The following is a 25,102-nucleotide window of genomic DNA, read 5'->3' on the forward strand; positions in this document are numbered from 1 at the left end:
ATGAGTTTTCACTGCCCTTTTCGTTTGTCGATATGGCTGACTGTCTCCGCCGCGGGGCTGGCGCTGTTGACGCCTGCCTCGGTGCTGCCGCTGCACGCCCAGACGGCCCCGCAACAGACCGGCCAGCGGGCGGCGCTGTCCGATAGCGCCAAAACTGAAAACACGGCTGAAAACAAGCCCTCGGCTGAAAGCGTCCCGCCGCAGGCCGCGCCGATGGCTGCCACCAATCCGGCCGCGCAGAAGGGCATCACCGGCAAGGCGATCGACAAGGTGAAGGAGGTCGCGAAGTCAGCCGGCGACATCTTCAGCCGTGTTCCGTGCTTGCCGCCAAAGGGTGCTTCCAAATCGATGGGATCGCTGCCGCGCGTCGCGAACAAGCTCGTCGCGGGTCAGCCGGTGGTGATCGTCGCGTTCGGATCGTCTTCGACCGCCGGTTTTGGCGCGACCTCGCCGGAGTTCAACTATCCCAACCGGCTCGCCGCGCAATTGCGCCGGCAATATCCGACGGCCGACATCTCCGTCGTCAATGCCGGCAAGGGTGGCGAGGACGCGCCGGAAATGATGAAGCGGCTGCAGACCTCCGTCATCGACATGCGTCCGGACCTGGTGATCTGGCAGGTCGGCACCAACGCCGTGCTGCGCAACCTCGATCCGGGTGAGACGGCAAAACTCGTCGAGGAAGGGATCACGCGCATTCAGGCCGTTGGCGCCGACATTGTGCTGATCGATCCGCAATATTCGCCGCGGGTCAACGAGCACGCCGAAAGCGCCGGCAAGATGATGAAGCTGCTGAACAAGACCGCCGAGCTTCGCAAGGTCGGCATCTTCCCGCGCTTCGCCGTGATGAAAGACTGGCACGAAAAGCAGGCGATCCCGATCGAGAATTTCGTGATCGCCGACGGCTTGCACATGAGCGACTGGGGCTACGCCTGCTTCGCGCAACTGCTCGGCGACGACATCATCAAGTCGGTCGGCCAGATCAAGCTCGGCGTCAGCGTGCCGTCGGACGTGCGGGCTTATAGGCCGATGTGAGTCGAGGTGCAATCTACGCCGTCGTCCCTGCGTTCGCATGCGTTCGCAGGGAAGACACCTGTTGTGTGGCTGATTGTGCAGCTACTTCACGCCATCTCCAGCGCGGCCTCAAAGTCCTCGATCAGATCATCGGCATGCTCGAGCCCGGCCGAGAAGCGAATGAAACCTTCGCTGATGCCGAGTTCGGCGCGCGCCTCCGGCGTCAGGCGTTGATGCGTCGTGGTGGCGGGATGGGTGACGAGGCTCTTGGCGTCGCCGAGATTGTTGGAGATGCGCGAGATCTGCAGCGCGTTGAGGCAGCGGAAGGCGCCGGCCTTGCCGCCCTTCACTTCGAAGCCGATCAAAGTCGAGCCGGCGCGCATCTGCTTCTTCACCAGCGCGGCCTGCGGATGATCTGATCGCCCGGGATAGATCAGCCGCGAGATCTTAGGATGCTTGGCGAGCGCGTCCGCCACCTTGGCCGCCGTCTCGGTCTGCGCGCGTACGCGCACCGCCAGCGTCTCCAGCCCCTTCAGCAGCACCCAGGCATTGAACGGCGACATCGAAGGGCCGGTCTGGCGCATGAAATTATGGATGTGCTCGGCGATGAACGCTTCCGAGGACAGGATGATGCCGCCGAGGCAGCGGCCCTGGCCGTCGATGTGCTTGGTGGCCGAATAGATCACGACGTCGGCGCCGAGCGACAGCGGGCTCTGCCAGATCGGGGTTGCGAACACATTGTCCACGATCAGCCGCGCGCCGCCCTTGTGCGCGATCTCGGCAATCGCCTGAATGTCCAGCACGTCGAGCGTCGGATTGGTCGGGCTCTCCAGGAAGCAGGTCCTGGTGTTGGGCTGCATCGCGCGCTTCCACTGGTCGAGGTCGAGGCCGTCGACGAGGGTGGACTGGATGCCGTAACGCGGCAGCAAATCTTCCACCACGTAGCGGCAGGAGCCGAACATCGCCTTCGCCGCCACCACGTGGTCGCCGGCTTTCAGCGGCGCGAGGATGGCGGTGGTCACCGCCGCCATGCCGGTCGCGGTCGCGCGTGCCGCTTCGGCGCCTTCGAGCTCGATCATGCGCCGCTCGAACATCGAGATGTTGGGATTGGAGAAGCGCGAGTAGAGAAAGCCCGGATCTTCGCCCTTGAACCGCGCCTCGCATTGCTCGGCGCTGTCGTAGATGAACCCTTGCGTCAGGAACAGCGCTTCGGAGGTCTCTCCGAACTGCGAACGCAGGGCGCCGGAATGCACCAGCCTGGTTTCGGGACGATAGCGGGTGGTAGCCTTAGTCTCAGACATGTGACCTCCGTCGTGACCACCGGAAAATGGTCACAAAAAACCGGCCTGGAAAAATTTCCACAGGCCGGGATCACACGTGTCCCCGGCCTGTTTAGCGACTTATTTAACGTGGCTGCAAGCCGGCCGGCTCAAATCACCACGGGATAAGTCATGCTGATATTCGCTTGCGCCCTTTCAGTCAAGCCGGCCTTCGGATAACCCGTGAAAGCCCATATCTATGAGGTCTGGATGACAGTTGGGCATCCGAAAGGGCCACCTCAGAGGACCGCGCCGTGCCGTTCACGCTTCCGCCCGACGCCAACGGAATTCTGCCCGACCGCATGATCGCGGCGATGGCGGATGCGGGGCTGATCCTGCCGGCCTATCCCTTTGTCGAAAGCCAGATCCAGCCGGCGAGCCTCGATTTGCGGCTGGGCGACATCGCCTACCGGGTGCGCGCGAGCTTTCTGCCCGGCCCGGGCGCCACCGTCGCCGAGCGCATCGACGAGTTGAAGCTGCACGAGATCGACCTTTCGGACGGCGCGGTGCTGGAGACCAACTGCGTCTACATCGTGCCGCTGCTGGAAAGCCTCGCGCTGCCGCGGCAGATCGTGGCGGCCGCCAATCCGAAGAGCTCCACCGGGCGGCTCGACGTCTTCACCCGCGTGATTGCCGACGGCACCCGCCGCTTCGACATGATCGGCGCCGGCTATCACGGCCCGCTCTATGCCGAGATCAGCCCGAAGACGTTTCCGGTGTTGCTGCGCGAGGGCTCCCGGCTCTCACAGGTGCGCTTCCGCGCCGGAGATGCCGTCCTCAACGCCGACGAACTCGACGCGCTGCACGGCGCCGAGCGGCTGGTCGATATCGACGATGCGGATTTGGCCAACGGCGTGGCGCTGTCCGTCGATCTCTCCGGCGAGAATACCTCAGGCTTCGTCGGCTACCGCGCCAAGCGCCACACCGGCGTGGTCGATATCGATCGACGCGGCGGCTATGCGGTCGATGAATTCTGGGAGCCGATCCCGGCACGTCCTGACGGCAGCCTCATCCTCGATCCCGGTGAATTCTACATCCTGGCCTCGAAGGAGGCCGTGCAGATCCCGCCGGACTACGCCGCGGAAATGGTGCCGTTCGATCCGCTGGTCGGCGAATTCCGCGTCCACTATGCGGGATTCTTCGATCCCGGCTTCGGCTACGCCGGTGCCGGCGGGCAGGGCTCGCGCGCCGTGCTCGAAGTGCGCTCGCGCGAGGTGCCGTTCATCCTCGAGCATGGCCAGATCGTCGGCCGCCTGGTATACGAAAAGATGCTGTCGCGGCCCGACGCCATGTACGGCCAGCGCATCGGCTCGAACTACCAGGCGCAGGGCCTGAAGCTCTCCAAGCATTTCCGGGTGTAGCGTGTTGCGTCCCGGACGCGGTGCAGCGTGTAACGCTGCTCCGCAGAGCCGGGACCCAACTTCCTCGGTACGCCAATTCAGCAGGACCCCGGCTCTGCAGCGCATCACTGCGTGCTGCGCTGCGTCCGGGGCACGAGAACGTCGGCCTACCGCGACGCCGATTTCGCCGCCGGCGTCACGCGCCAGATCGTGTTGCCGACGTCGTCCGCAACCAGCAGCGCGCCCTGCTTGTCGAGCCGCACGCCGACGGGGCGGCCCTGCGCCTCGCCCTTGTCGTTGAGGAAGCCGGTCAGCACGTCCTGCGGCGCACCCGAAGGCTTGCCGTCCTTGAACGGAACGAAGATCACCTTGTAGCCGGCGCGGGGCTTGCGATTCCACGAGCCGTGCTGGCCGATGAAGGCGCCGCCTTCCATCTCCGGCGGAAACAGATTGCCGGTGTTGAACGCCAGCCCGAGCGAAGCCGTATGCGCGCCGAGCGCATAGTCCGGCGCCATCGCTTTCTGCACCATATCCGGCCGTCGCGGCTCGACGCGCGTGTCGACACGATCTCCGAAATAACTGTACGGCCAGCCGTAGAACGCGCCGTCCTTCACCGAGGTCATGTAGTCGGGGACAAGATCGTTGCCGAGTTCGTCGCGCTCGTTGACGACGACCCAGAGTTCGCCGGTCTGCGGATTCCATGCCGGGCCGTTCGGATTGCGCAAGCCGGACGCGAACATGCGCGATTGGCCGCTTGCGCGGTCGACTTCCAGCACGGCGGCGCGATCCTTCTCGGCGTCCATGCCGTTCTCGCCGATATTGCTGTTGGAGCCGACGGTCGCATACAGCTTGGTGCCGTCCGGACTGGCGGTGAGATCCTTGGTCCAGTGGTGATTGAGCGTGCCGGCGGGCAGGTCCGCAAGCTTGACGCCGGGAGCGTTGATCTTGGTGTCGCCGGTCGAATAGGGGAATTTCATGATCGCATCGGAATTGGCGACATAGAAATCCTCGCCAACCAGCACCATGCCGAACGGCGAGTTCAGGTTGCTGATGAAGGTGCTTCTTGTCTCGGCAACGCCGTCGCCATCGGCGTCGCGCAACAGCGTGATGCGGTTGGCGCTCGGGACGCCTGCGCCCGCCCGACTCTGCGCCAACCCGTATATGAAGCCCTTGATGCTCATGCCGCCCTGCTTCGGCGGGGCGTTGCTCTCGGCGACCAGCACGTCGCCGTTCGGCAGCACATAGACCGTGCGCGGATGATCGAGCCCGGTCGCGAAGGCGGCGACGGTCATGCCATTGGCGGCGATCGGCTTGGCGCCATCGGGCCAGCGGTTGACGGTAGCGATGGCGACCGTCGGGATCCAGGAATGTTCCGGCGGCGGCAGGTCGGGCGAAGGACCATAACTCTGCGCCACGGTCGCAGTGTCGGTCGCAGTTTCCTTGGGGTCGTTGCAGGCGGCCAGCGGCAGCGCCAGCGCGCCGACGCACAGGGCGAGGTGGATGTTTTTGCGCATGGCAGCGCTCCCAGAGGGATCTTGCCATTACCAATGCGATGCGCGCCTGAACGTTCTCGACCCGGCATGAATTCCCCGTGAACCCGTCCGAAATGGCGGCCCACCTGCAATCCCGCAGGCCCCCATTGCGCCGGGCGCACGTGGAATCACCCCCCGCCGTGCTAGGAAGCGGCGCGGCGTGGCCCCAAGTCCGCGCGCGGGAGCAGAAATGTCCGATATCGGCGTTGCCGAAATTCCCGTCGACGAGAAGGAACGCCCGCTTCCGCCGCCAGAAGCGCCGGCGAAGAACGCGCTGCTGGACGGCCCGATCCTGCGCACGCTGCTGTGGCTCGCCTGGCCGAACGTGATCGCGCTGACCGCGGGCACCTGTGTCGTGATCGCCGAGACCTCCTATATCGGCCGGCTGGGCGTGGAATCGCTGGCGGCGATGGCGCTGGTGTTTCCGATCGTGATCCTGACCATGACCATGTCGGGCGGCGCCATGGGCGGCGGCGTGGCCTCAGCGATTGCGCGCGCGCTCGGCGCCGGTGATATCGACCGCGCCTCGACCCTGGCCGCGCATGCGCTGCTGATCGGCCTCTGCTTCGGGCTTGTATTCATGCTGGGCATGCTGATCTTCGGGCCAAAGCTTCTGGAACTGCTCGGCGGACGCGGCAATGTGCTGACGCAGGCGGTGGCTTATACGCAGATCTTCTTCGGTGGCGCCGTGGTGCCGTGGCTGATGAACACGATGTCCGGCATTTTGCGCGGCACCGGCAACATGAAGCTGCCGTCGTTAATGATGCTCTCGTCGGCCATTTGCCAGATCATTCTCGGCGGCACGCTGGGCTTGGGCCTCGGCCCGATCCCGCAATTCGGCATGCGCGGCGTCGCGGCGGGCTCGCTGATCGCCTATCTGATCAGCATCTCCGTGATGTCCTGGTATCTGTTCTCGGGCCGCGCGCGCGTCATTCCAAAAATCCGCGGCCTTCGGATTCGCATGCCGATGTTCATCGATATCCTCAAGGTCGGCGCCATCGCCTGCTTCTCGCCGCTGCAGTCGGTGCTGACCATCAGCATCTTCACCTACATGCTGGCGAGTTTCGGTACCGAAATCCTCGCCGGCTACGGCATCGGTGCGCGGCTCGAATTCATGCTGACCTCGATCGCATTCGCCGTCGGCATCGCTTCGGTGCCGATGGTCGGCATGGCGGTCGGTGCGCAGCGCATCGCGCGGGCCCGCAAGATCGCCTGGACGGCGGGGCTCGTCGCATTCGTCTCAGTCGGCGCGGTCGCGAGCTTCATTGCTGTATTCCCCGATATCTGGGTCAATCTCTTCACCGACGATGCGAGCGTGCGCGCCGCCAGTCGCCAGTATCTGTCGACGGCTGCTCCCATGTATGCGTTCATCGGACTTGCCACGACGTCCTATTTTTCGTCGCAGGGCGCAGCCAAGGTGATCGGCCCGGTGCTGGCGCAGACCGCACGGTTGTTGTTTATCGGCGCGGGAGGGTGGTGGCTGTCGACGCATGACGCGACCGCACTGGACTTCTTCAAGCTGGCGGCGGCGTCTATGGTGCTGCTCGGCGTGCTGTCATGCGTCAGCGTGATGTTGACCCGATGGGGACCGAGGCCGCGGCCCGCGCCCGCTGTGCGGCCGGCGCTGTCGTAACGGCTGTCATTCCGGGATGGTGCGCAGCACCAGACCCGGAATCTCGAGATTCGGGGTTCGATGCTATGCATCGCCCCGGAATGACAAGGTCGCGAACTACCGCCGCGTGCGTCGCCGGCCGTGACGGTCGCCACTGACATTGGCCATGCGCATCAGTTGCGGGACCATGCTCATCAGCTCGCCGCCACCTCCGCTGCCGAGCACGCCCATGAAATCTCCGCCGCCGATGCTGCCGAAATTCATGCCGCCGGCGCTCACGCCGTTACCCTCGGGCACATAACCGCTGCCGAAGCCGCCGGGGATTCCGCCGCCGCCTTCCATCATGCGGCTCATCATCGGGCCCATGGTCTGCATCATCATGGCGAAGCGGCGCTTGCCCATCTTTGCCTTCATCATTTCCAGCATCGGCGCCATCTGCGTCATCATGTCTTCGCCGCCGCCTCCGCCACTGATGCCGGCGAATTGCGCCTTGGCCGGCATCGAGGTCAGGGTGAACAGCAAAAGCAGCGTGGCTGCGTGGCAGACGACCTTGTCAGCTCCCGTCATGGTTCGGACTCCTCATGCGCTGATAGCCGCGGGCGCGGCGCCATTCGGACGCACGCGCCGAGGCTAGGAGCGCACGGGGAGCCTATCTGTGAGAAAGATCACGCTTCCCTGCGGCGGGCGGTGAACTCGGTGATGACACGCCATGTTGCGCCGTTGTCGGCCGAGACTTCGCCGCGCCAGAGGAACGAATCGGCGGTGATGTCTGCAAAACTCCAGCGCGCCAGTTGGCCGTCTGGCCGCGTGCCCAACTGCACAATGTCGCGGCCTTCTGCACGGCCGATCATCTGCAGGAAATTCCGCGTCACCGGGTCGGTCCACTGGATGCGCCAGGCGTCGATATCGGGATCGTAGACCCGCAGCGTGGTGCCGTACGAGTTGAAATTGGCCGCGGCATCGCCGTGCCGCAGTTCGCCGCGGGGCGGCACGATCCAGACATCCTGGATCGCGCGCCCCTCCAGCGCCCAGCCAAAATGCCATTCGCCGGCGCGGCGGCGCTCCGTGCCATCTTCGGAAAATTGCCTGACATCGAGATCCCATGAGCCGACGAAGCGGCCGTAGAGATCCATCCTGCCGGCGCGGTCGGCCGAGGGGCCGTCCGCGCCGAGGGCGTCTAGAAACGCAGAGGTCATGCGGCGCTCCGTCCCAATGCTTTTTGCATGGCGAGGAGGCCCAGATCCATCTGCGCGTTCATGTAGGGCGCGATCTCGTTGGGCAGCACGTCGGCGATCCACACAAAGCGGGTGCGGCCATCGCTTTCGGCAAAAACCTGTGCCGAGGCACTGTGCTGCTTGATACGTTCGCTGACGATGGCGTAGACCAGCCGCCGCTTCTTGTCGTCGCAATCGACCAGGATCTCGCGCGCCACCGTGCCGTTCGAAAACGTAACGATGCGCGCGTCGCCGTCGAGCTTGGTGTCGGTCACGAAGCCGGGCACCAGCCGCGTATGCAGCGCGCCGAAATCGCGCAGCGCGTCCCAGACGTGATCGGGGGAGGCGTCGATGAGGATTTCTTTTTGGATGGAGGCCATGGGTCTAATCCGTTGCTATTAGAGGGTGTTTGAAGTCGTCATGGCGAGGAGCGAAGCGACGAAGCAATCCATGCTTCCGTTGCGGCGGTATGGATTGCTTCGCTTCGCTCGCAATGACGGTGGGTGGGCAAGCGCCGCGTCACGTGCACACCGCTTCGACATTGTTGCCGTCGGGATCGATCAGGAACGCCGCAAAGTAGGTCGGGCTGTAATCCGCCCGCGGCCCGGCGCCGCCGTTGTCGCGGCCGCCGGCTTTCAGGCCTTCGGCATGGAATTGCTTGATCGCCGCGTGATCCTTGGCGCGGAACGCGACATGCGCGGCCGAGCCCGCCGATCCCTTGTGCAGATGCAGCCAGAGCGCTGGTGCGCCCTTCGGGCCAAAACCCGCGCCGGAATCGTCGCGCGAGCACAGCACAAAGCCGAGCGGCGCGAGCGCTGCCGTATAGAAGCGCACGCTGGCGTCGAGATTGCCGACGCGTAATCCGATGTGGTCGTACATGAGTTTCTCCAGTCATAAGCGCGCGAAGTCGCGCGGCCTGGAGAAAGCCTAGCTAGTGGAGGGCCAGCCGTTCTTGGAAAATCTTGCGCTTGCCCCGCGAGGCCTGGCGGAACTTCAGCGGCGAGGCGCCGGCGGCTCGGCCAAACGTGCGCACGAAATTGGAGAGGTCTGCGAAGCCGACGTCATAGGCGATATCGGTGACCGGGCTGTCGTCGTCGGCCAGCCGCCGCGCAGCATGGCGCAGCCGCGAGCGCACCAGATATTGGTGCGGGGTGACGCCGAGCACCTCCGAGAACAGCCGCAGGAAATGGAACGGGCTGATGCCGGCTTGGGCAGCGGCATCTTCCAGGTTGATCTGGTGGTGCGAGTTTGCATCGATCCACAGCGCGGTCTCCACCGCACGGCGGCGGTCGCGCGCAGCATCAGGGCCGGATTTGCGCGGCTTGCCGGAAACCACTTCGACAAAACGGCTCGCCAACACCTGACCGATTTCGTCGAGGCCGATGTCGCTGCTGCCATCTGCTGCCGTCTGCGCCAGTTCCCCGAGCACCACGAGTTCCGGCAGCGGTGGCACGGCGCCGACCTGCCACGGGGCTCCGCTGTCGCCGATCGCTTCCACCAGTTCGCGCGCGCAAGGAAGAACGACAGGCACTCGTCGCCGCAGACATGCTCGTGCGTGCAGGTATATTCATCGCCGGGATGGCCGATCAGCACCGATCCTGCCACCAGTTCGCTGAACTTGCCGCGGCAATGCAGGCCGAAACTGCCCTTGCGAACATAGGAGATCGAATAGCGGCTATGCTGCTCCGCAAATGGCTTGTCGCCGGGCCCCGCGGTGCAGCGAAAGTCGGAAACGGAAATGGATTTGCGTTCGAGAAGCGTGGTCGCGGTCATCACACAGATTTAAGTATGCGCCCGCGGCGGTGCAACCGGCAGCAGCACATCGAACAGCGTCTTGCTGGCGGTCGGGCTGGTACCTTCGATCGACAGCAGCCGGCGCTTGGAGATCGCTCCGCCGTGTGGCGAGATCTTGTCGGCATAGTTGCCTACCTCGAGCACGCGGTGGCAGGGCACGATGATCATGAAGGGATTGCGGCCGATCGCCTGCGTCACCGAATAGACCGCGCCGGAGGCGCGTAAGGCCGAGGCTATTTCCGCATAGGTCCGGGTTTCCCCGCGCGGGATCGCGCGCGCATAGGCGTAAACGCGCTGGCTGAAGGCGGGAATGCCGGTCATATCAAGCGCGACCTCGGCAAAATCGCACGCCTCCCCGCGCAGCAGAGCTGTGATGCCTTCGATCGCGACCGGGACATTCGGGGGAGGGCGAAGTTCGCGCGCATCCGGATAGAGCTGAAACAGCCGCCGCCGCGTATCGATCTCGCGCACTTCAGGAAGCTGCACGCCGATGATGCCCGACGGGCCCCACGCTATGCCGCAGCGGCCGATCCCCGTGTCAAAGATAGTGTACCCACGCCCCGTCATACACGCCCACCAAGCCCAGATCGGATCATAGCACCGACGTGATCGGGCGCATCTGGAATTTTCGGAAAGTTAACAGTGAGGCGGGACGGGCAACGGAACAGCTTGGCGGATCGCGCGATGTCGGCTAATCATGGGGCGCGACCCGCGGGCGTAGTTCAATGGTAGAACGGCAGCTTCCCAAGCTGCATACGAGGGTTCGATTCCCTTCGCCCGCTCCAACCCATGCGGGTGGATTAGCCGCAGGCGTAATCCAGCGATAACGCGGCGATGGCGGACTACGCCTTCGGCTAACCGCCAATCGCAAATGTAAGCGTGATTGCGACGATGAGTGCAGTCCGCATTTCAGCCTCCCCCGTGCTTCTACGGTTGAGATCTCGCTCGACGGTCAACCGATGCGCTGACGAAGAACGCCGAGAGCTTCTTCCCTGCACTGGCAGGACCCTCGACTTCGTTCCGCACGAACAGGAAAGCAACAGTCTTGCCTGAAAAAGCTAGCCGCTCAGAAAATGGGCTCCCATTTTTTTTGGAATCTGGCCTCCTTAATTGCCGGAGAGTTCGTGTGATTCGCGAATTAATGACAGTCCACAATGGAGGCTGCCATGAAAGCGTTCGGTCGCGTACTAACGATGTTCGGTATTCTCCTGGTGTCCTTTCGTGCTGACGCTCACGATCCGTCGATGGCGCACCACGAATGGTTCAACCGACAGGAAATGAACCCTGCCGCACGGCTGCGACTCGGTGTCCCGTGGAAGTCATGCTGCGACAACGGCGACGTATTCAAAACCCGCTTCAGGGTGGCTGAAGATCGCTCAGACCAGTGGCAATACCTGAAGGATGGACATTGGAGAACTGTCCCGCCTGACATCATCAAGGAAGAGGATACGCCGGACCATCTGCCCGTGCTGTTCATCAATAAGTACACGGGAATGGAGCTCTGCTTCTTCGTGCCGAAGGGTGGATTGTGACGCTTTAGGCCTGTCGCCAGCTCAACCCGTCGACCATGGGCGACAGAAGCCTATCTTTCACCGGCGATCACGCGTAGGGTCGCTTCGTCGCAAGACGATGGCGCTGAACCTTAGAGTGGACTGCGGGCAGACCCGGGGGCAGTACCCGGCGCCTCCACCTTAGCAGCTTAAAGGTCTCATCTCGGTGAGATCGATTCTGCCGAAAGGTCGAATCCCAGGGCTGCTAAGGCGGGGGCGAACCAGGATCGATGGTCGCAAAGAAGCTCTGAATTGTGCTCGGCATGATACCGCCGTTATCGGGTCAAAAACCTAAATGCAAACGATAACGTTGCATTGAACGAAGTGCGCCTCGCGGCGTAACCTGTTCGGGGTTGGTCCACCTGGCAACAGAACGGCCATCGCCGCGTCAGCCTTCGGGTTGGCGCGGCTTTTATTTGTGGCCCGGCTCACTGCTCGCCCGTTGCCTTCAGTTTCCGTCGCTGCCGTGCTAGGCACGAGGCGTGTCGCAAAAGAGGAGTGCGCGTTGACCCAGGCGATCACTTCCGCTGACACCTCCCGCAACAGCCTGCTCGTGGTCGCCGCCGGCGGCGTCATCTCAGGCATCCTCACGCCGCTGTTGCCGACGCTGATCGACATGATCGTCGGCTTGCCCGGCCAGCTTCGCATTTCGCTGATCGCGGTGCCGTTTGCCGCGCTCGTCTTCATTCTGGTGCGGCGCTTCAGCGCCAATCCGTGGTGGGCGGCGGGGCTTGCCGCCATCGTCACCATGGTGGCTTTTGTCTGCGCGGTGAACGCGGCCATCTTTATCGAGGGACAGACCGCAGGCGCTGCCACGGTCATGCGCTATCTGCTCGCCGGATTGACCGGCGGCGTTGTCGGCACCGCCGTTATGGCGCTGGGGATCGGCCTGTTGCCGGCGGGGCCGCGTGCGGCTGCCGCATGGTGGCCGATGCTGATCACGGGCACACTCATCGGCACGCTGCTGGCGCTCGACAATGCGCTCGGCCTCGACCAGCTCTCGTTCCTCTATCCGGTCTGGCAGGCGGCAGTCGCGGTGCGGCTGGTGATGGCGCTGCGGTCCTGACGGCCCAGAGCCGCGTGCAGCCCCGTAGTTCTACCGGCCTGCATTTAAGCCTGCATTAAGGCTGCCTTAGCCGAGTTCCGCATACGTTGGCTGTTCTCTCACGCAGCGGAATCACAACATGCGGATCGGCAGGCTTTTTGCGGTATCGATGCTTTCGGTGACGGTCCTGGCGGTCATTCTCGGTGCCGGGGTCCTTGTCCCGCAGTACCGGACCTTCGCCAGCAAGAGCGAGGCGATCAAGGCGGTGGAGGCCTACGGCACGGTGCTGGCGGTTGGCCAGCAGGTTGCCGGCTACCGGGCGCCCTATGTCGGTCCGCTGTTCCAGGAAGGCGCCGCGACGCAGGCCCAGCTCGATATTGCCGCGAAGGCCGTGCAGACGGCAGATGCAGTGTTCGCAAAAGCGCGGACCGCTGTCGGCGCGCTCAGCGATGGCGCAGCGATCGTGCAGGGCCTCAACCAGGCGGCGGCCAAACTGGCCGAGGTTCGCACAGCGAGCGATCGCGCGATGGCGCTGCCGATGAGCGCGCGCGATTCTGCGGCGATCAAAGGCTTCCTGCCGGGCATCGCCCAGACCGTGGCCATTCTCGAACCGCTGTTGAACCGCCTTGAAAATCAGGTCGCGATGGCGGACGCGTCGCTGACGGCGCTGTTGAATGTCGCCCGTACGTCGCAGGATCTGCGAATCTCGGCGGGCGGTCGAGCTGCTACGGTATCGCTTGCGATCAGCACCCGCCGTCCAGTGACGGCGGCTGAAATATCGACCATGGACCGCGCCCAGGGCCGCGTCGATCTCGACCGCGAGCGGATCGAGGCCGGCGTGGATCAGATCGGCAGCCCGCCGCGTCTTACGAAAGCGATGAACGACGCGATCGAGGCCTATTTCGGAAAGGCCGCGCCGTGGCTTGAAAAAGTGATGGCGGCCGGACGCAACGACGGTCAATACGGGATCGGCGCTAATGAACTCGCCACCACGATCGTGCCGGCGGTGCAGGCCTTCTTCGCTGTGCGCGATGCGGCGCTCACGGAAGCCGCCGAACGTGCGGGCGCCGCGCGCGACGCTGCCTTGACGATGCTGGCGCTGGCCGGCCTTGCTGTTGTGGCGCTGCTCGCCGTGCTTGCCGGCGTCACCGTGATGTTGCGGCGGCGCGTGATCACGCCGCTCGCGACGCTGACCGGCGTCGTCGGCGATCTCGCCGCCGGCCGGCATGACGTCACGATCCCGACCATTGAGCGTGCCGACGAAATCGGCGCCATGGCGGGATCGCTGCAGATTTTCAAGGACGCCCTGATTGCCAAGAAGGCCGCCGACGCGGCCGCTGCGGTAGAAGCGGATGCAAAGATCCAGCGCGGGCAGCGCGTCGACCGGATCACCAGCGACTTCGAAGCGATGATCGGCCAAATCGTCGAGATCGTGTCACAGGCCTCGACCGAGCTGGAAGCCTCCGCCGGCACGTTGACGGCGACCGCGGAGCGTTCGGAGGAGCTTGCCACCACGGTTGCGGCGGCTTCCGAGGAAGCCTCCACCAATGTGCAATCGGTCGCATCCGCCACCGAAGAGATGGCGTCGTCAGTCAACGAGATCAGCCGTCAGGTCCAGGGCTCGGCGCGGATCGCCAGTGAGGCGGTGGAGCAGGCGCAGAAGACCAACGCCCGCGTCGCTGAACTCGCCAAGGCAGCCGCTCGGATCGGCGACGTGGTGGAGCTGATCAACACCATCGCCGGCCAGACCAACCTGCTGGCGCTCAACGCCACCATCGAGGCGGCACGGGCCGGCGAAGCGGGGCGCGGCTTTGCGGTGGTGGCGTCCGAGGTGAAGGCGCTGGCCGAACAGACGGCCAAAGCGACCGGCGAGATCAGCCAGCAGATATCGGGCATCCAGGCGGCGACGCAGGAATCGGTCGGCGCCATCAAGGAGATCGGCGACACCATCGGACGGATGTCGGAGATCGCCTCGACCATCGCAGCCGCGGTCGAGGAGCAGGGCGCGGCGACTCAGGAAATTTCCCGCAACGTGCAGCAGGCCGCGCACGGCACGCAGCAGGTTTCCGCCAACATCGCCGACGTGCAGCGTGGCGCCAGCGAGACCGGGTCCGCCTCGGCCCAGGTGCTTGGCGCGGCAAAGTCGCTGTCCGGCGAAAGCGACCGGCTCAAGCGCGAGGTCGGCAAGTTCCTCAGTTCGGTGCGGGCGGCCTGAGCCGCCATCGCAAAAGCGGACGCTGCTAGGGCGCGATCGTCAGCACTGCCTTCATGTTCGGATGGTACCGGCAATAGTACTCGACGGTGCCGGCCTTCTTCAGAATCGACGTCACGGTCTTGTTCGTCGGCATGGCGACGTCGAAATCGCCGTTGAGCGCGGTCGCGGTGTGCACGAACACGTCTTTGTTGATCCATTCGATGGTGTCGCCGACCCTGGCCGAGACCTCGGCCGGCGCGAACACCAGATCGGTCGTCGTGATTTGAATCGTCGCCGCATGCGCCGGGACGGCCATCATGCCGAACAGCAGGGTGGCCATAGCAAGCAGATAGCGTCCTGGACGCATGGCGGGCTCCTTACCTTACTTCAGCTTGGCGGCGACCTGTTCGGCGTGCTGCTGGTGGCCCTGAAAAATCTTCAGGCCGGTCTGCAGCAGGCTCTTCAGCTCGGCATTGCTGGCCGATGGAATCAGTTGCGTTTCCAGCGCGCCGTTGACGGCCTTGTGGTAGGCGACTTCGTTGGCGACATAGGCCTTGTCGTATTCGGCGCCTTTCAGCTTGGCGAGTTCGGCGAGCTTGTCGGTGGCCTGCTTCGACAGCGCCTTGCTGGTGTCGTTGTCCTCCGGCGTCACCTTCAGCTTCTTGACGAGGTCGAGCGCCTGCTTGTTCACGGCCTCATGGTCGCGCACCATGTCCTGCGCGAATGCCTTGACATCCTTGTTGCCGGCTTTCTCGATCGCCTGCTTGGCGGCGGCGATGTCGATCACGCCAGCCGTGTAGGCGATATGCGCGATCTGGGGATCGGTGGGTTTTGCGCCCTGCGCCAGCGCGGGGCCGGTCAGCAGGCTTAGTGCGGCGATCGCCGCGCTCAATCGAATGAACATGGTCTGACACTCCTGTGGCGCGGCAAGCCGCGCGTTGTTGATGCACAGGAGTTGGATGGTCGTGGAGTGCAGAGGTTCCCGGAAAAGTTAATCGAAACCCAGCCGCTCCAGCACCGTGTCCGTCAGCCGTTCGCAGCGCTTGCCGGCGAAGGGAAAGGCTTCCATCACCACGGGGCCGATCTTCCTCTCGACGATGTCGCGCAGCATCGTGCGGGCGCGATGTAGCCGGGTTTTCACCGTCTCCGGCTTGAGCGAGAGAATCTCGGCGGTCTCTTCCACGTTCATCCCCTCGATGACGCGGGTGATGAAGACGAGACGGAACGCCTCCGGCAATTCGTCGATGGCGTGCTCGACGACATGCTGGATTTCACGCTGGGCCATGGATTTTTCCGGATCGTCGGAGGCGGCAAGAGGGAACTGGATGATCTCTGCTTCGAGCGCGCCCTGCGGCAGCGCGTCCATCTCGACGGCGGGCCGCTGGCGGCGCAGCCGGCCCAGCGCTTCGTTCATCGCGATCCGCGACAGCCACGTCGACAGGCTGGAATCGCCGCGAAAACTTTCCAGATGCGTGAAGGCGCGGACGTAGGCGTCCTGCACGACGTCCTCGGCCTCGCTATCATTGCGCAGGATGCCGCGGGCAAGGCGATAGAGCCTGCGGTTGTTCGCCTGCATGATGGCACGGACGGCGGCTTCGTCGCGGGCCAGCGCCCGCCGCACCAGCTCGGTGTCGCCGGATTCGACGGGCGCTGCTTGCGGTATCTGGGCCTGACGCATGATGGGTCCACCAATAACAGGGTATTGGGGTTGGATGCGGCCAGGGCAAACCGGTTCCCGAAATATTTCGATTTTGTGGGTGGACAAAGGCGCGTTTGCGCCGTGCCCACCCTGCAAACCTGTTACGCCGCCGGAACCTGGTCGAGGAACCCGGTGATGCTGCGGATGCGGCCGTCGCTGAGCACGGCGAAATCCGTGCCCTTGATCGGGCTGTCGCCGCCGTCGGGCCCGAGGCCCCAGGAGAAGCGGACGTGATCGCCAAAGCCATTGGGCTCGCCGATCAGCCTGAATTTGAAATCCGGAAAGCGCTGCTGCACGCCGGCGACAAGCGCGTCGACGCCGTCATGGCCGTCGCCGCTCATCAGGGGGTCGACGTATTTCGCATCCGTCGTCCAGTTCGCGGCCAGCATCTCGCGGCGGCGCTGTGGCGCACGCTCGTTCCACAAATCGATGTAGCGGTTCGCGACGGTCTTGTGGTCGGTCATGTTGCTCTCCTTCGATAGTGCTGGATGGATCGGCTCAACGTACTATCGAAGGTTTGGGCGGGCCGATCGATTACCTCCGAGGTCAAGGATTTCGATTTTGCAAGTCTTCCGTTCCGCTGCCGCCCCGGCCGTGGGCGTCCAGCGCATCGAGGAAGCATCGCACCTTGGCCGTGCCGCACCGCAATCGCGGGCGCGTGACCATTGATCGGGCTGGGGCCTGCGCCAGATTTGGCGTAAAAGCATGATCTCGACCTCGTTTGGTTGATCAGGGTCAAAGCTTGGCCCTTGCCGTCCTCACTATGCAGGGCGATCAATCGGTGGACGGACATGACAGAAAAAACAAAGCCGCAGGAGCAGCATGCGGGCGCCGACTGGGCGCAGCAGGTCTGGCTGTGGCCGCTGGAAGCCACGCGGTTGGCGCTGCACTCTTACGCACAATGGTTTGCCGATCAGACGCCGGCGCCTTTCCCCGCGCCGGATCAGGCGCCACTTGCCTGGACCACGCCAAACGCGGTGGTGCTGGAGCTTCCGTCGATGCGGTTGCGGGAGTTTTCGCAGCGGACTACGACGCCGCCGCAGCCGGTTGTCGTCTGCGCGCCCTATGCGCTGCACGGCGCGCTGATCGCTGACTTCGCACCTGGCCACAGCCTGGTCGAGGCGCTGCAAAAGGGCGGCGTGAGCCGCATCTATGTCCCGGACTGGTGCTCGGCGACGCCGGACATGCGCTATCTGTCGATCGACAATTATCTTGCCGAGCTCAATGTCGCCATCGATGAGATCGGCGCGCCGGTCGATCTTGTCGGCCTGTGCCAGGGCGGATGGCTGTCGCTGGTCTATGCCGCCCGTTTTCCCGGCAAGGTGCGTCGGCTCGTGCTCGCCGGCGCGCCTGTCGATATCTCCACGCCATCGGAGCTGTCGAAGATGGTGGCCGCACTTCCCCAGCCAGCTTTCGAGCAGATGGTGCAGCAGGGCGACGGCCTCGTCAGTGGCGAGCACATGCTCAGCTTCTGGAACATTCCGTTCGGCCAGCATGATGTGGAAGCCGTGCTGCAAAGGAAACTCGGCGACGGATCGGACGAGGCCAGAGTGCTGCTGGATCGTTTCGAGCGCTGGGACCGTGCGACGCTGGATCTGCCGGGGACCTACTATCTCGAGGTGACCGAGCGGGTTTTCCGGCAGAACCAGATCGCTAGAAGCCGTCTCGTCGCGCTCGGTCGCAGGATCGATCTCGCCGAGGTGCGCGTGCCGGTCTTCCTGCTGGCCGGCGAGAGTGACATCGTCGTCCCTCGCGATCAGGCGTTCGCGACGGCACGGCTGTTGGGCACGCAACCGGCGTGGCTGGAACGAGCCTGCGAGCCGTGCGGTCACCTCAGCCTTTTCATGGGGCGCAAAGTCTTGAGCCATTCCTGGCCCCGGATCGCCCGGTGGCTTCAGGCCGACATCGGCGATGCCGCCGGCGCCAGGATCAGCGCGTGAGGTGCGAATAAAAATGCCCCGGACTGCGCGTGCACTCCGGGGCCGAAAATCGCTTCTGATGACGTGCTGGGGTGGCCTACTTCGCCGCGACCACCATGATCTCGACATTGTACTGCGGCGCCGCCAGCTTGGCCTCGACGGTGGCGCGCGCCGGCGTGTTGCCCGCCGACACCCAGCCGTCCCACACCGCGTTCATCTCGGGGAACGTCTTCATGTCGGTGATGTAGATGGTGGCGGACAGCAGCTTCGACTTGTCGGTGCCGGCCTTGGCGAGATGGCCGTCGATGATCGAGAGAATGTCCTGCGTCTGCTCGGTCACGCTCTTGCCGGCCGCCTTGCCGGCAACGACGCCCGCGAGATAGACGGTGTTGCCGTGAACGACGACCTGGCTCATGCGAGGTCCGGTTTCGAAGCGCTGGATGGTCATGTTTTTTCTCCTGTGAGGGGCGGCGGCTTCTTAGCGCGCTGATGCCTTGTGCGCCACTGCGTTATTTGCATCGAACCTCGGCACGTCTGGGCATAGGCGAGCGGAAGCGACGCCGTCCTTCAGACGGCTGTGCCCGAGAAGCCGTTTCACGCCGCCGCCTTTGCCGCCGCGCGTCCCGCATTGCGTCCGGAAAACAGGCAGCCGCCGAGGAACGTGCCTTCCAGCGAACGGTAGCCGTGCACGCCGCCGCCGCCGAAGCCGGCGGCTTCGCCTGCGGCGTAAAGTCCCCGGATGATCTCGCCGTTGTTGCCGAACACGCGCGAATCCAGATCGGTCTCGAAGCCGCCGAGCGTCTTGCGCGTCAGGATGTTGAGCTTGACCGCGATCAGCGGGCCGTGTTCGGGATCGAGAATCCGGTGCGGCTTTGCCGTGCGGATCAGTCTGTCGCCGATATAGCGCCGCGCATTGTGCAGGTTCATCACCTGCGCGTCCTTGACGTAAGGGTTGGTGATCTCGCGGTCGCGCGCCTCGATCTGCGCCTTGATGTGATCGAGCTTGAGCAGGTCGTGGCCTGCGAGCGCGTTCATCGCGCTGACCAATTCTCCAAGATTGTCGCGGACGATGAAATCCGCGCCGTTCTGCTTGAACGCTTCCACCGGCGCGGGTGCGCCCTTGTTGGTGGCGCGCTTGATCGTCATGCGCCAGCTCTTGCCGGTGAGGTCTGGATTCTGTTCGGAGCCGGAAAGGGCAAACTCTTTCTTGATGATGCTCTGGGTCAGGATGAACCAGGAATAATCGTAACCGGTACCCATGATGTAGTGCAGTTGGCCGAGCGTATCGGAGCCCGGGAACAGCGGCGCGGGCAGGCGTTTTCCGGTCGCGTCGAACCACATCGAGGACGGGCCGGGCAGGATGCGGATGCCGTGGCGCGGCCAGATCGGATTCCAGTTTCGGATGCCCTCGACGTAATGCCACATCCGGTCGCGGTTGATCAGCCGTGCGCCGGCGGCCTCGGTGATGCCGATCATGCGGCCGTCGACATGTTCGGGCACGCCGGAGATCATGAATTTCGGCGGCTCGCCCAGGCGCTTCGGCCAGTTCTGCCGGACCATGTCGTGATTGCCGCCGATGCCGCCGGAAGCGACGATCACCGCCGGCGCGCGCAGCGTAAAATCGCCGATCACCTTGCGCGAGGAGCTTTTGCCGCGCTCGACGCTGTCAGGTTCGAGCACCGATCCACTGATGCCCTCGACTGCGCCGTTGGTCATCACAAGTGTGTCGACGCGGTGGCGGAACTTGAACATTAGCCGTCCGCTCTTCTCCGCTTCGCGCGCGCGGCGTTCGAACGGCTCGACGATGCCGGGACCAGTGCCCCAGGTGACGTGAAAGCGCGGCACCGAATTGCCGTGGCCCATCGCGTCATAGCCGCCGCGCTCGGCCCAGCCGACCACCGGAAAAATACGGTGGCCCATCGCGCGCAGCCAGTCGCGCTTCTCGCCGGCCGCGAACGCGACATAGGCTTCCGCCCAGCGCTTCGGCCAATGGTCGTCGTCGCGGTCGAAGCCGGCGGTCCCCATCCAGTCCTGCAGTGCGAGATCGTGGGAGTCCTTGATGCCGAGCCGGCGCTGTTCGGGAGTATCAACCAGAAACAATCCGCCGAACGACCAAAAGGCTTGTCCGCCAATGCTTTGCTCGCCTTCCTGGTCGACGACGATGACGCGCTTGCCGGCGTCTGCGACCTCCGTCGCCGCGACCAGACCCGCCAGCCCACCGCCGACCACGATTACGTCTGCATCTTCAGCCATCGTTTTCTCCCCCGTGCCATTTTTGATTCAAGCCCGCGTCCCCGCGCGCGGTCAACGGCAAAGGGGGCTCGCCTGTGACCGGGGCGCCACCTCGGCAAGAGTCGTTTGTTCCAGTTTGGGACCTTTTCGCGCGGAGGGTGCAGCGGCCAAGCAACACTTAATTTGAATTTGTTTTGACGTGCTGTGTTTGCCTAGACAAAATCACGATCTCAAACGACGCTACGTCCTGTCTTGCATCACTGAGACGATCAGATTCGGTTTCGACATTTTTCGACTGGGGCAGGGATATGAAGCTGCTGACGGGGTTGCTTGCCGCAGTGCTGCTGCTAGCGGGGGTAGGGGCGAGTCAGGCCGTGGTGCGGATTGCCGATGATCGCGGCGGCCGGATCGGCACCTACGTCGACAGGTATCAAGGCCTGCGTACCTCGGGCGAAACCGTGATCATCGACGGCCTGTGCGCCTCGGCCTGCACCATCGTGCTTGGCGCGGTTCCCCGTGACCGGATTTGCGTCACCTCGCACGCCAATCTCGGCTTCCATGCCGCTTGGGATTTCGGCGCCAACGGCCGCGTCGTCACCAATGCCGAAGCCACCTACATGCTGTATTCGATGTATCCGCCAGCGGTCCGGAAGTGGATTGCGGCGCGCGGCGGCCTGACCCAGCGCATGATCTTCCTGCGCGGCAAACAGCTCCAGGCCATGTACAAGCCCTGCTACCTCGATGCGCAGGCATCGTCGAGCAAGCCGGCATCGCGCCCTGATCCGGGCGAGCTAATCCCCCAAAATCATGGTTCGAGACGCGCGGCTGTGCCGCGCTCCTCACGTTGAGGATCGCATTTAGACCTCAGAGCCTTCGCCGCGTCTCGAAGGATGCAAGCCACCACTCTGGCCCAGCCTTTTCCCTCCTTATGACGTGATCCCAACCGCGGCCATTCCGCTTGCCGGCCCCGGGAACTGCCCCTATCTGAAACGCATGGCTCAGCCGGTTTCCACCCACCAAGGCATGATGGCCGCTCGGCCGCAGGGCAGGGTGGCGTCCATGATTATTTGGGGCGCTGCCGGCCTCGGCGCGCTGGCCGTGCTCGGCGCGGCGGCATTGTGGTTCCATTACGGCACCGCGGTGTTTTTCGAGATGATCGCCGCCGGCATCTCGGCCTGCTTCTGATACGGCGATAAGGAAATCGATGATGGACCGGACGATCCGCCCGCTGGTGATTATCGCTGCCTTCGCCGCGAGCCTTGTGGCCGGGCTGGTGATCATGCTGTTTGTGATGGGCGGCCTGCGCACCGTCACGGCGCCGGCGGCGATCGGCGGTCCGTTTCAACTGACCGACCAGGCCGGCCAGGCCGTCACCGAGCAGAATTTGAAGGGCAAGCCGACGCTGATCTTCTTCGGCTTCACCCATTGCCCCGATGTTTGCCCGACCTCGCTGTTCGAGATTTCCGAGGTCTTGAAGGCGATGGGCACCGACGCCGATCGCGTCAACGCGTGGTTCGTTTCCGTCGATCCCGAGCGCGACACGGCAGCCGCGATGAAGAACTATCTCTCCAGCTTCGATCCGCATTTGAAGGGGCTGACCGGCGATCCGCAGGCAGTGGCCAAGGTGATTTCGGCCTACCGGGTCTATGCCAGGAAGGTCCCGCTCAAGGACGGCGACTACACCATGGACCATACCGCGCTGGTCTATCTGATGGACCGCGACGGCAATTTCGTCGCGCCCTTCAACCTGAAACGGACGCCGGAGGAAGCCGCCAAGGATTTGAAACGGTATCTCTGAGCGGTAAGGCGCGCCAAAAGCTGTAAAACGGCCCTCGCATCGCGGGCCGGATGGTCTATAAGGCCATGAAATTCCGCCAGCATTGCCGAAATGCCATACCCTAACGTCGCGTTAACCAATGCAAGACTGCATCGAACCGTCCGCGCGTGGCTGGCCGGGTTGTTGGTCGCGTCCGTGTTGATGGCGGTTGGCGGTGCTGCGGCGCAGGCGCAAACCCAGCCCCGCCCGGCGGTCGAGGCGGCCCCGCAGGCGGTGCCCGGCTTCTGGGACCCGCGGCGGCGTCCAGACCGGCCGGACATGTCGCGCCTGACCGTGATCCGGTTCCTGACCGAGACCGACTACCCGCCGTTCAACTTCACCGGCCCCGACGGCAATCCTGCCGGCTTCAATGTCGATCTGGCGCGCGCGCTCTGCGACGAGATCAAGATCAGCTGCACCGTCCAGATGCGCCGGTTCGAGACGCTGGTCGATGCGATATCAAGCAATCGCGGCGACGCCATTATCGCCTCCATGGCGGTGACGCCGGCCTTGCGCGCAAGGCTCGATTTCACCGATCCCTATTACCGCGCACCGGCGCGCTTCGTGTCGCGGCGCGACGCCGTGATGCCGGAGATCCGTCCCGAATATCTCGAAGGCAAGAAGGTCGGCGTCATCGCCGGCACCTCGCACGAGGCCTATCTGAAGGCGATGTTCACCGACGCCGAAATCAAATCCTATCCGAACGACGATGCGCTGCGGCTGGCGCTGCGGCGGAGCGAGGTCGATTTCATCTTCGGCGACGCGATCTCGCTGGCGTTCTGGATCAACGGCACCGATTCGGCCGAATGCTGCGCGTTCTCGGGCGGGCCCTTTGTCGAGAGCCGCTATTTCGGCGAGGGCGTCGGCATCGCCGTCCGCAAGGGCAATGATCTGCTGCGGACGTCGCTGAACTGGGCGCTGTTCCGGATCTGGGAAAAAGGCCGCTTCACCGATCTGTGGCTGCGGTATTTTTCCATCAGTCCGTTTTAGGAGTGAGTCGAGCTGCGTAGGGTGGGCAAAGCGAAGCGTGCCCACCATTGGCGACGCAGATCGGTGAGATGGTTGGCACGGCGCAAGTGCGCCTTTGCCCACCCTACGGAGTTTCGCCCCGTCATTTTGCGTTTTTCCGCGGAGGCGCTAGTTTCCGCGGCCTTGGAGAGCCTTTCTGATGTCCACCATCGACCTTGCCTTTAGCCCGAGCGATCTGCGCGCGCTCGCCGAACAATCCAACGCCTGGCCGTTCGAGCAGGCCAAGGCGATTGTCGCGCGGCTGAAGAAAAACCCGAAGGACGAGGTGCTGTTTTCGACCGGCTACGGTCCGTCCGGCCTGCCGCATATCGGCACGTTTGGCGAGGTCGCGCGCACCACCATGGTGCGCCACGCTTTTCGCGTGCTCACCGAGGGCAAGATCAAGACCCGGCTGATCGCGTTCTCCGACGACATGGATGGCCTGCGCAAGGTGCCGGACAACGTGCCGAACAAGGAGATGCTGACGGCGCATCTCGGCAGGCCGCTGAGCCGGATTCCGGATCCGTTCTCAAACGAATATCCATCGTTCGGCGCGCATAACAACGCGCGGCTGCGTGCGTTCCTCGACACTTTCGGATTCGATTACGAGTTCGCAAGTTCAACGGATTACTATACCTCCGGTAAGTTCGACGCCGCGCTGCTGCGCGTGCTGGAGCGCTTCGATGCAGTGATGGCCGTGATGTTGCCGAGCCTGCGCGAGGAGCGCGCGGCGACTTATTCGCCGTTCCTGCCGATTTGCCCGCGCACCGGCATGGTGCTGTACGTGCCGATCGTTGAGCACGACGTGAAGGCCGGCACGGTCTCCTACGACGATCCGGAAACCAAGGAGCGTGTCACGCTTCCGGTGACCGGTGGGCACTGCAAGCTGCAATGGAAGCCGGACTGGGCGATGCGCTGGTTCGCGCTCGGCGTCGACTATGAAATGGCCGGCAAGGACCTGATCGACTCGGTCAAACTGTCGGGCAAGATCTGCGCGGCGCTCGGCGGCACGCCGCCGGAGGGATTCAACTACGAACTGTTCCTCGACGAAAAGGGCCAGAAAATTTCGAAGTCGAAGGGCAACGGCCTCACCATCGACGAATGGCTGCGCTACGCCTCGCCGGAATCGCTGTCGCTGTTCATGTACCGCGAGCCGAAGTCGGCGAAGCGGCTGTATTTCGACGTGATCCCGCGCAATGTCGACGACTACCAGCAATTCCTCGACGGATTCACGCGGCAAGACGCAAAGCAGCAGCTCGCCAATCCGGTCTGGCACATTCATTCCGGCAAGCCGCCGAAGGCCGACATGCCCGTCACCTTCCAGCTTCTGTTGACGCTGGTGTCGTCGTCGAACGCGGAGAATGCCGAGACGCTGTGGGGTTTCATCGGGCGCTATCGCCCGGGTGTGACGCCGCAAACCCATCCCAAACTGGACGCGATGGTCGGCTACGCCATCAATTACTACCGCGACTTTGTGGCGCCGACGAAAAAATTCCGCGAGCCGACCTACGGCGAGCGCGCCGCGCTGCAGGATCTGCGCGATGCGCTGTCGAACATGCCGGCGGGGTCGAGCGCGGAAGACATCCAGAACGTGGTCTACGAGATCGGCCGCCGCGAGCCATTTTTGGACCCCGTGAAGAAGGGCAAGGATGGCCGTCCCGGCGTCTCGCTCGACTGGTTCAACATGCTCTACCAGGTGCTGCTCGGCCAGGAGAAGGGCCCGCGCTTCGGCTCATTCGTCGCAGTCTATGGCATCACGAATTCGATTGCGATGATCGACGGCGCGCTGGCAAGGAGCGCGTGAGGAGATCGTCGCC

Annotated in this window: 25 protein-coding genes, 1 tRNA gene, 1 other RNA gene, 1 pseudogene and 1 riboswitch; of the genes and pseudogenes, 14 read left to right on the forward strand and 14 right to left on the reverse strand. The window is 64.0% G+C overall.

Annotated elements, in window-relative coordinates; all coding sequences use genetic code 11:
* Positions 1–1,032: an SGNH/GDSL hydrolase family protein gene (locus tag V1279_RS00675; RefSeq protein WP_334431559.1), complete on the forward strand. Its 1,032-nt coding sequence runs from the start codon at positions 1–3 to the stop codon at positions 1,030–1,032.
* 86 nt (positions 1,033–1,118) lie between these two features.
* Here the strand turns inward: V1279_RS00675 and V1279_RS00680 are convergent, their stop codons facing one another.
* Positions 1,119–2,312, reverse strand: coding sequence for an O-succinylhomoserine sulfhydrylase (locus V1279_RS00680; RefSeq protein WP_334431561.1), 1,194 nt, complete (start codon positions 2,310–2,312; stop codon positions 1,119–1,121).
* Between the two features lie 70 nt (positions 2,313–2,382).
* Positions 2,383–2,462, reverse strand: a riboswitch (SAM riboswitch).
* A gap of 122 nt (positions 2,463–2,584) precedes the next feature.
* Between V1279_RS00680 and V1279_RS00685 the strand changes: the two genes are divergently transcribed.
* Positions 2,585–3,691: a 2'-deoxycytidine 5'-triphosphate deaminase gene (locus tag V1279_RS00685; protein WP_334431563.1), complete on the forward strand. Its 1,107-nt coding sequence runs from the start codon at positions 2,585–2,587 to the stop codon at positions 3,689–3,691.
* Positions 3,692–3,837: 146 nt separating this feature from the next.
* On the opposite strand, the gene V1279_RS00690 is transcribed toward V1279_RS00685, so the two are convergent.
* Positions 3,838–5,184: a PQQ-dependent sugar dehydrogenase gene (locus tag V1279_RS00690; protein ID WP_334431565.1), complete on the reverse strand. Its 1,347-nt coding sequence runs from the start codon at positions 5,182–5,184 to the stop codon at positions 3,838–3,840.
* 208 nt (positions 5,185–5,392) lie between these two features.
* Here V1279_RS00690 and V1279_RS00695 point away from each other — a divergent pair, with 208 nt between their 5' ends.
* A complete protein-coding gene (locus tag V1279_RS00695) occupies positions 5,393–6,835 on the forward strand; it encodes an MATE family efflux transporter (RefSeq protein ID WP_334431567.1) in 1,443 nt (480 codons plus the stop codon).
* A 96-nt stretch (positions 6,836–6,931) separates the two neighbouring features.
* On the opposite strand, the gene V1279_RS00700 is transcribed toward V1279_RS00695, so the two are convergent.
* The 6 genes and pseudogenes from V1279_RS00700 to V1279_RS00725 all read right to left on the reverse strand — a co-directional run bounded on the left by V1279_RS00700 (position 6,932) and on the right by V1279_RS00725 (position 10,389).
* Positions 6,932–7,381: a hypothetical protein gene (locus tag V1279_RS00700; protein ID WP_334431569.1), complete on the reverse strand. Its 450-nt coding sequence runs from the start codon at positions 7,379–7,381 to the stop codon at positions 6,932–6,934.
* Positions 7,382–7,479: 98 nt separating this feature from the next.
* Complete coding sequence (locus V1279_RS00705) at positions 7,480–8,010, reverse strand: hypothetical protein (RefSeq protein WP_334431571.1); 531 nt, start codon at positions 8,008–8,010, stop codon at positions 7,480–7,482.
* A complete protein-coding gene (locus V1279_RS00710) occupies positions 8,007–8,408 on the reverse strand; it encodes an SRPBCC family protein (protein WP_334431573.1) in 402 nt (133 codons plus the stop codon). Before V1279_RS00710 ends, V1279_RS00705 begins: the two co-directional genes overlap by 4 nt.
* 139 nt (positions 8,409–8,547) lie before the next feature.
* Positions 8,548–8,907 (reverse strand): VOC family protein, encoded by a 360-nt coding sequence (locus V1279_RS00715; protein WP_334431575.1) that lies wholly within the window; start codon positions 8,905–8,907, stop codon positions 8,548–8,550.
* Between the two features lie 52 nt (positions 8,908–8,959).
* Positions 8,960–9,801, reverse strand: a pseudogene (locus V1279_RS00720) (helix-turn-helix transcriptional regulator).
* A gap of 9 nt (positions 9,802–9,810) precedes the next feature.
* Positions 9,811–10,389 carry a methylated-DNA--[protein]-cysteine S-methyltransferase gene (locus V1279_RS00725; RefSeq protein WP_334431577.1) on the reverse strand — a complete coding sequence of 193 codons (579 nt, stop codon included), beginning with the start codon at positions 10,387–10,389 and terminating at the stop codon, positions 9,811–9,813.
* Between the two features lie 144 nt (positions 10,390–10,533).
* Between V1279_RS00725 and V1279_RS00730 the strand changes: the two genes are divergently transcribed.
* The 5 genes from V1279_RS00730 (at position 10,534) to V1279_RS00750 (ending at position 14,632) form a co-directional block, all read left to right on the forward strand.
* Positions 10,534–10,607 (forward strand) — tRNA-Gly (locus V1279_RS00730).
* Between the two features lie 381 nt (positions 10,608–10,988).
* Positions 10,989–11,354, forward strand: a complete 366-nt coding sequence (locus V1279_RS00735; protein WP_334431579.1) for a hypothetical protein — start codon at positions 10,989–10,991, stop codon at positions 11,352–11,354.
* 47 nt (positions 11,355–11,401) lie between these two features.
* Positions 11,402–11,757: a transfer-messenger RNA gene (gene ssrA / locus V1279_RS00740) on the forward strand.
* 120 nt (positions 11,758–11,877) lie between these two features.
* On the forward strand, positions 11,878–12,438 hold the full coding sequence (locus tag V1279_RS00745) for a hypothetical protein (protein WP_334431581.1): 561 nt from the start codon (positions 11,878–11,880) through the stop codon (positions 12,436–12,438).
* Between the two features lie 118 nt (positions 12,439–12,556).
* Positions 12,557–14,632 (forward strand): methyl-accepting chemotaxis protein, encoded by a 2,076-nt coding sequence (locus V1279_RS00750; protein WP_334431583.1) that lies wholly within the window; start codon positions 12,557–12,559, stop codon positions 14,630–14,632.
* 25 nt (positions 14,633–14,657) lie between these two features.
* On the opposite strand, the gene V1279_RS00755 is transcribed toward V1279_RS00750, so the two are convergent.
* The 4 genes from V1279_RS00755 to V1279_RS00770 form a co-directional block, all read right to left on the reverse strand.
* Complete coding sequence (locus tag V1279_RS00755) at positions 14,658–14,978, reverse strand: cupredoxin domain-containing protein (protein WP_334431585.1); 321 nt, start codon at positions 14,976–14,978, stop codon at positions 14,658–14,660.
* Positions 14,979–14,993: 15 nt separating this feature from the next.
* Complete coding sequence (locus tag V1279_RS00760) at positions 14,994–15,515, reverse strand: DUF4142 domain-containing protein (protein WP_334431587.1); 522 nt, start codon at positions 15,513–15,515, stop codon at positions 14,994–14,996.
* Positions 15,516–15,602: 87 nt separating this feature from the next.
* Positions 15,603–16,289 (reverse strand): RNA polymerase sigma factor, encoded by a 687-nt coding sequence (locus V1279_RS00765; protein ID WP_334431589.1) that lies wholly within the window; start codon positions 16,287–16,289, stop codon positions 15,603–15,605.
* 122 nt (positions 16,290–16,411) lie between these two features.
* On the reverse strand, positions 16,412–16,774 hold the full coding sequence (locus V1279_RS00770; protein WP_334431591.1) for a nuclear transport factor 2 family protein: 363 nt from the start codon (positions 16,772–16,774) through the stop codon (positions 16,412–16,414).
* Between the two features lie 327 nt (positions 16,775–17,101).
* On the opposite strand from V1279_RS00770, the gene V1279_RS00775 reads away from it, so the two are divergent.
* A complete protein-coding gene (locus tag V1279_RS00775; RefSeq protein ID WP_334431593.1) occupies positions 17,102–18,250 on the forward strand; it encodes an alpha/beta fold hydrolase in 1,149 nt (382 codons plus the stop codon).
* 76 nt (positions 18,251–18,326) lie between these two features.
* Here V1279_RS00775 and V1279_RS00780 read toward each other — a convergent pair whose 3' ends face one another.
* Entirely contained in the window at positions 18,327–18,677 is a 351-nt protein-coding gene (locus V1279_RS00780; protein WP_171579275.1) for a RidA family protein, read from the reverse strand.
* 146 nt (positions 18,678–18,823) lie between these two features.
* Complete coding sequence (locus V1279_RS00785; RefSeq protein ID WP_334431596.1) at positions 18,824–20,482, reverse strand: FAD-binding dehydrogenase; 1,659 nt, start codon at positions 20,480–20,482, stop codon at positions 18,824–18,826.
* A gap of 287 nt (positions 20,483–20,769) precedes the next feature.
* Here V1279_RS00785 and V1279_RS00790 point away from each other — a divergent pair, with 287 nt between their 5' ends.
* The 5 genes from V1279_RS00790 (at position 20,770) to V1279_RS00810 (ending at position 25,089) form a co-directional block, all read left to right on the forward strand.
* Positions 20,770–21,309 (forward strand): hypothetical protein, encoded by a 540-nt coding sequence (locus V1279_RS00790; protein WP_334431598.1) that lies wholly within the window; start codon positions 20,770–20,772, stop codon positions 21,307–21,309.
* 211 nt (positions 21,310–21,520) lie between these two features.
* Positions 21,521–21,646, forward strand: a complete 126-nt coding sequence (locus V1279_RS00795; RefSeq protein ID WP_334431601.1) for a hypothetical protein — start codon at positions 21,521–21,523, stop codon at positions 21,644–21,646.
* 22 nt (positions 21,647–21,668) lie between these two features.
* Positions 21,669–22,259 (forward strand): SCO family protein, encoded by a 591-nt coding sequence (locus tag V1279_RS00800; RefSeq protein ID WP_334431602.1) that lies wholly within the window; start codon positions 21,669–21,671, stop codon positions 22,257–22,259.
* Between the two features lie 90 nt (positions 22,260–22,349).
* Positions 22,350–23,267: a transporter substrate-binding domain-containing protein gene (locus tag V1279_RS00805; RefSeq protein ID WP_442894712.1), complete on the forward strand. Its 918-nt coding sequence runs from the start codon at positions 22,350–22,352 to the stop codon at positions 23,265–23,267.
* Between the two features lie 178 nt (positions 23,268–23,445).
* Entirely contained in the window at positions 23,446–25,089 is a 1,644-nt protein-coding gene (locus tag V1279_RS00810) for a lysine--tRNA ligase (RefSeq protein ID WP_334431604.1), read from the forward strand.
* Positions 25,090–25,102 lie beyond the last annotated feature (13 nt).

Origin of the sequence: Bradyrhizobium sp. AZCC 1610 (assembly GCF_036924515.1) — a bacterium.
Lineage (GTDB): Bacteria > Pseudomonadota > Alphaproteobacteria > Rhizobiales > Xanthobacteraceae > Bradyrhizobium.

Bases quoted from the DNA above. Each gene is read 5' to 3' on its own strand.
- V1279_RS00675 (WP_334431559.1), top strand. From the start codon at position 1: ATGAGTTTTCACTGCCCTTTTCGTTTGTCGATATGGCTGACTGTCTCC.
- V1279_RS00680 (WP_334431561.1), bottom strand. From the start codon at position 2,312: ATGTCTGAGACTAAGGCTACCACCCGCTATCGTCCCGAAACCAGGCTG.
- V1279_RS00690 (WP_334431565.1), bottom strand. From the start codon at position 5,184: ATGCGCAAAAACATCCACCTCGCCCTGTGCGTCGGCGCGCTGGCGCTG.
- V1279_RS00695 (WP_334431567.1), top strand. From the start codon at position 5,393: ATGTCCGATATCGGCGTTGCCGAAATTCCCGTCGACGAGAAGGAACGC.
- V1279_RS00700 (WP_334431569.1), bottom strand. From the start codon at position 7,381: ATGACGGGAGCTGACAAGGTCGTCTGCCACGCAGCCACGCTGCTTTTG.
- V1279_RS00705 (WP_334431571.1), bottom strand. From the start codon at position 8,010: ATGACCTCTGCGTTTCTAGACGCCCTCGGCGCGGACGGCCCCTCGGCC.
- V1279_RS00710 (WP_334431573.1), bottom strand. From the start codon at position 8,408: ATGGCCTCCATCCAAAAAGAAATCCTCATCGACGCCTCCCCCGATCAC.
- V1279_RS00715 (WP_334431575.1), bottom strand. From the start codon at position 8,907: ATGTACGACCACATCGGATTACGCGTCGGCAATCTCGACGCCAGCGTG.
- V1279_RS00725 (WP_334431577.1), bottom strand. From the start codon at position 10,389: ATGACGGGGCGTGGGTACACTATCTTTGACACGGGGATCGGCCGCTGC.
- V1279_RS00735 (WP_334431579.1), top strand. From the start codon at position 10,989: ATGAAAGCGTTCGGTCGCGTACTAACGATGTTCGGTATTCTCCTGGTG.
- V1279_RS00750 (WP_334431583.1), top strand. From the start codon at position 12,557: ATGCGGATCGGCAGGCTTTTTGCGGTATCGATGCTTTCGGTGACGGTC.
- V1279_RS00755 (WP_334431585.1), bottom strand. From the start codon at position 14,978: ATGCGTCCAGGACGCTATCTGCTTGCTATGGCCACCCTGCTGTTCGGC.
- V1279_RS00760 (WP_334431587.1), bottom strand. From the start codon at position 15,515: ATGTTCATTCGATTGAGCGCGGCGATCGCCGCACTAAGCCTGCTGACC.
- V1279_RS00765 (WP_334431589.1), bottom strand. From the start codon at position 16,289: ATGCGTCAGGCCCAGATACCGCAAGCAGCGCCCGTCGAATCCGGCGAC.
- V1279_RS00770 (WP_334431591.1), bottom strand. From the start codon at position 16,774: ATGACCGACCACAAGACCGTCGCGAACCGCTACATCGATTTGTGGAAC.
- V1279_RS00775 (WP_334431593.1), top strand. From the start codon at position 17,102: ATGACAGAAAAAACAAAGCCGCAGGAGCAGCATGCGGGCGCCGACTGG.
- V1279_RS00780 (WP_171579275.1), bottom strand. From the start codon at position 18,677: ATGACCATCCAGCGCTTCGAAACCGGACCTCGCATGAGCCAGGTCGTC.
- V1279_RS00785 (WP_334431596.1), bottom strand. From the start codon at position 20,482: ATGGCTGAAGATGCAGACGTAATCGTGGTCGGCGGTGGGCTGGCGGGT.
- V1279_RS00790 (WP_334431598.1), top strand. From the start codon at position 20,770: ATGAAGCTGCTGACGGGGTTGCTTGCCGCAGTGCTGCTGCTAGCGGGG.
- V1279_RS00795 (WP_334431601.1), top strand. From the start codon at position 21,521: ATGATTATTTGGGGCGCTGCCGGCCTCGGCGCGCTGGCCGTGCTCGGC.
- V1279_RS00800 (WP_334431602.1), top strand. From the start codon at position 21,669: ATGGACCGGACGATCCGCCCGCTGGTGATTATCGCTGCCTTCGCCGCG.
- V1279_RS00805 (WP_442894712.1), top strand. From the start codon at position 22,350: ATGCCATACCCTAACGTCGCGTTAACCAATGCAAGACTGCATCGAACC.
- V1279_RS00810 (WP_334431604.1), top strand. From the start codon at position 23,446: ATGTCCACCATCGACCTTGCCTTTAGCCCGAGCGATCTGCGCGCGCTC.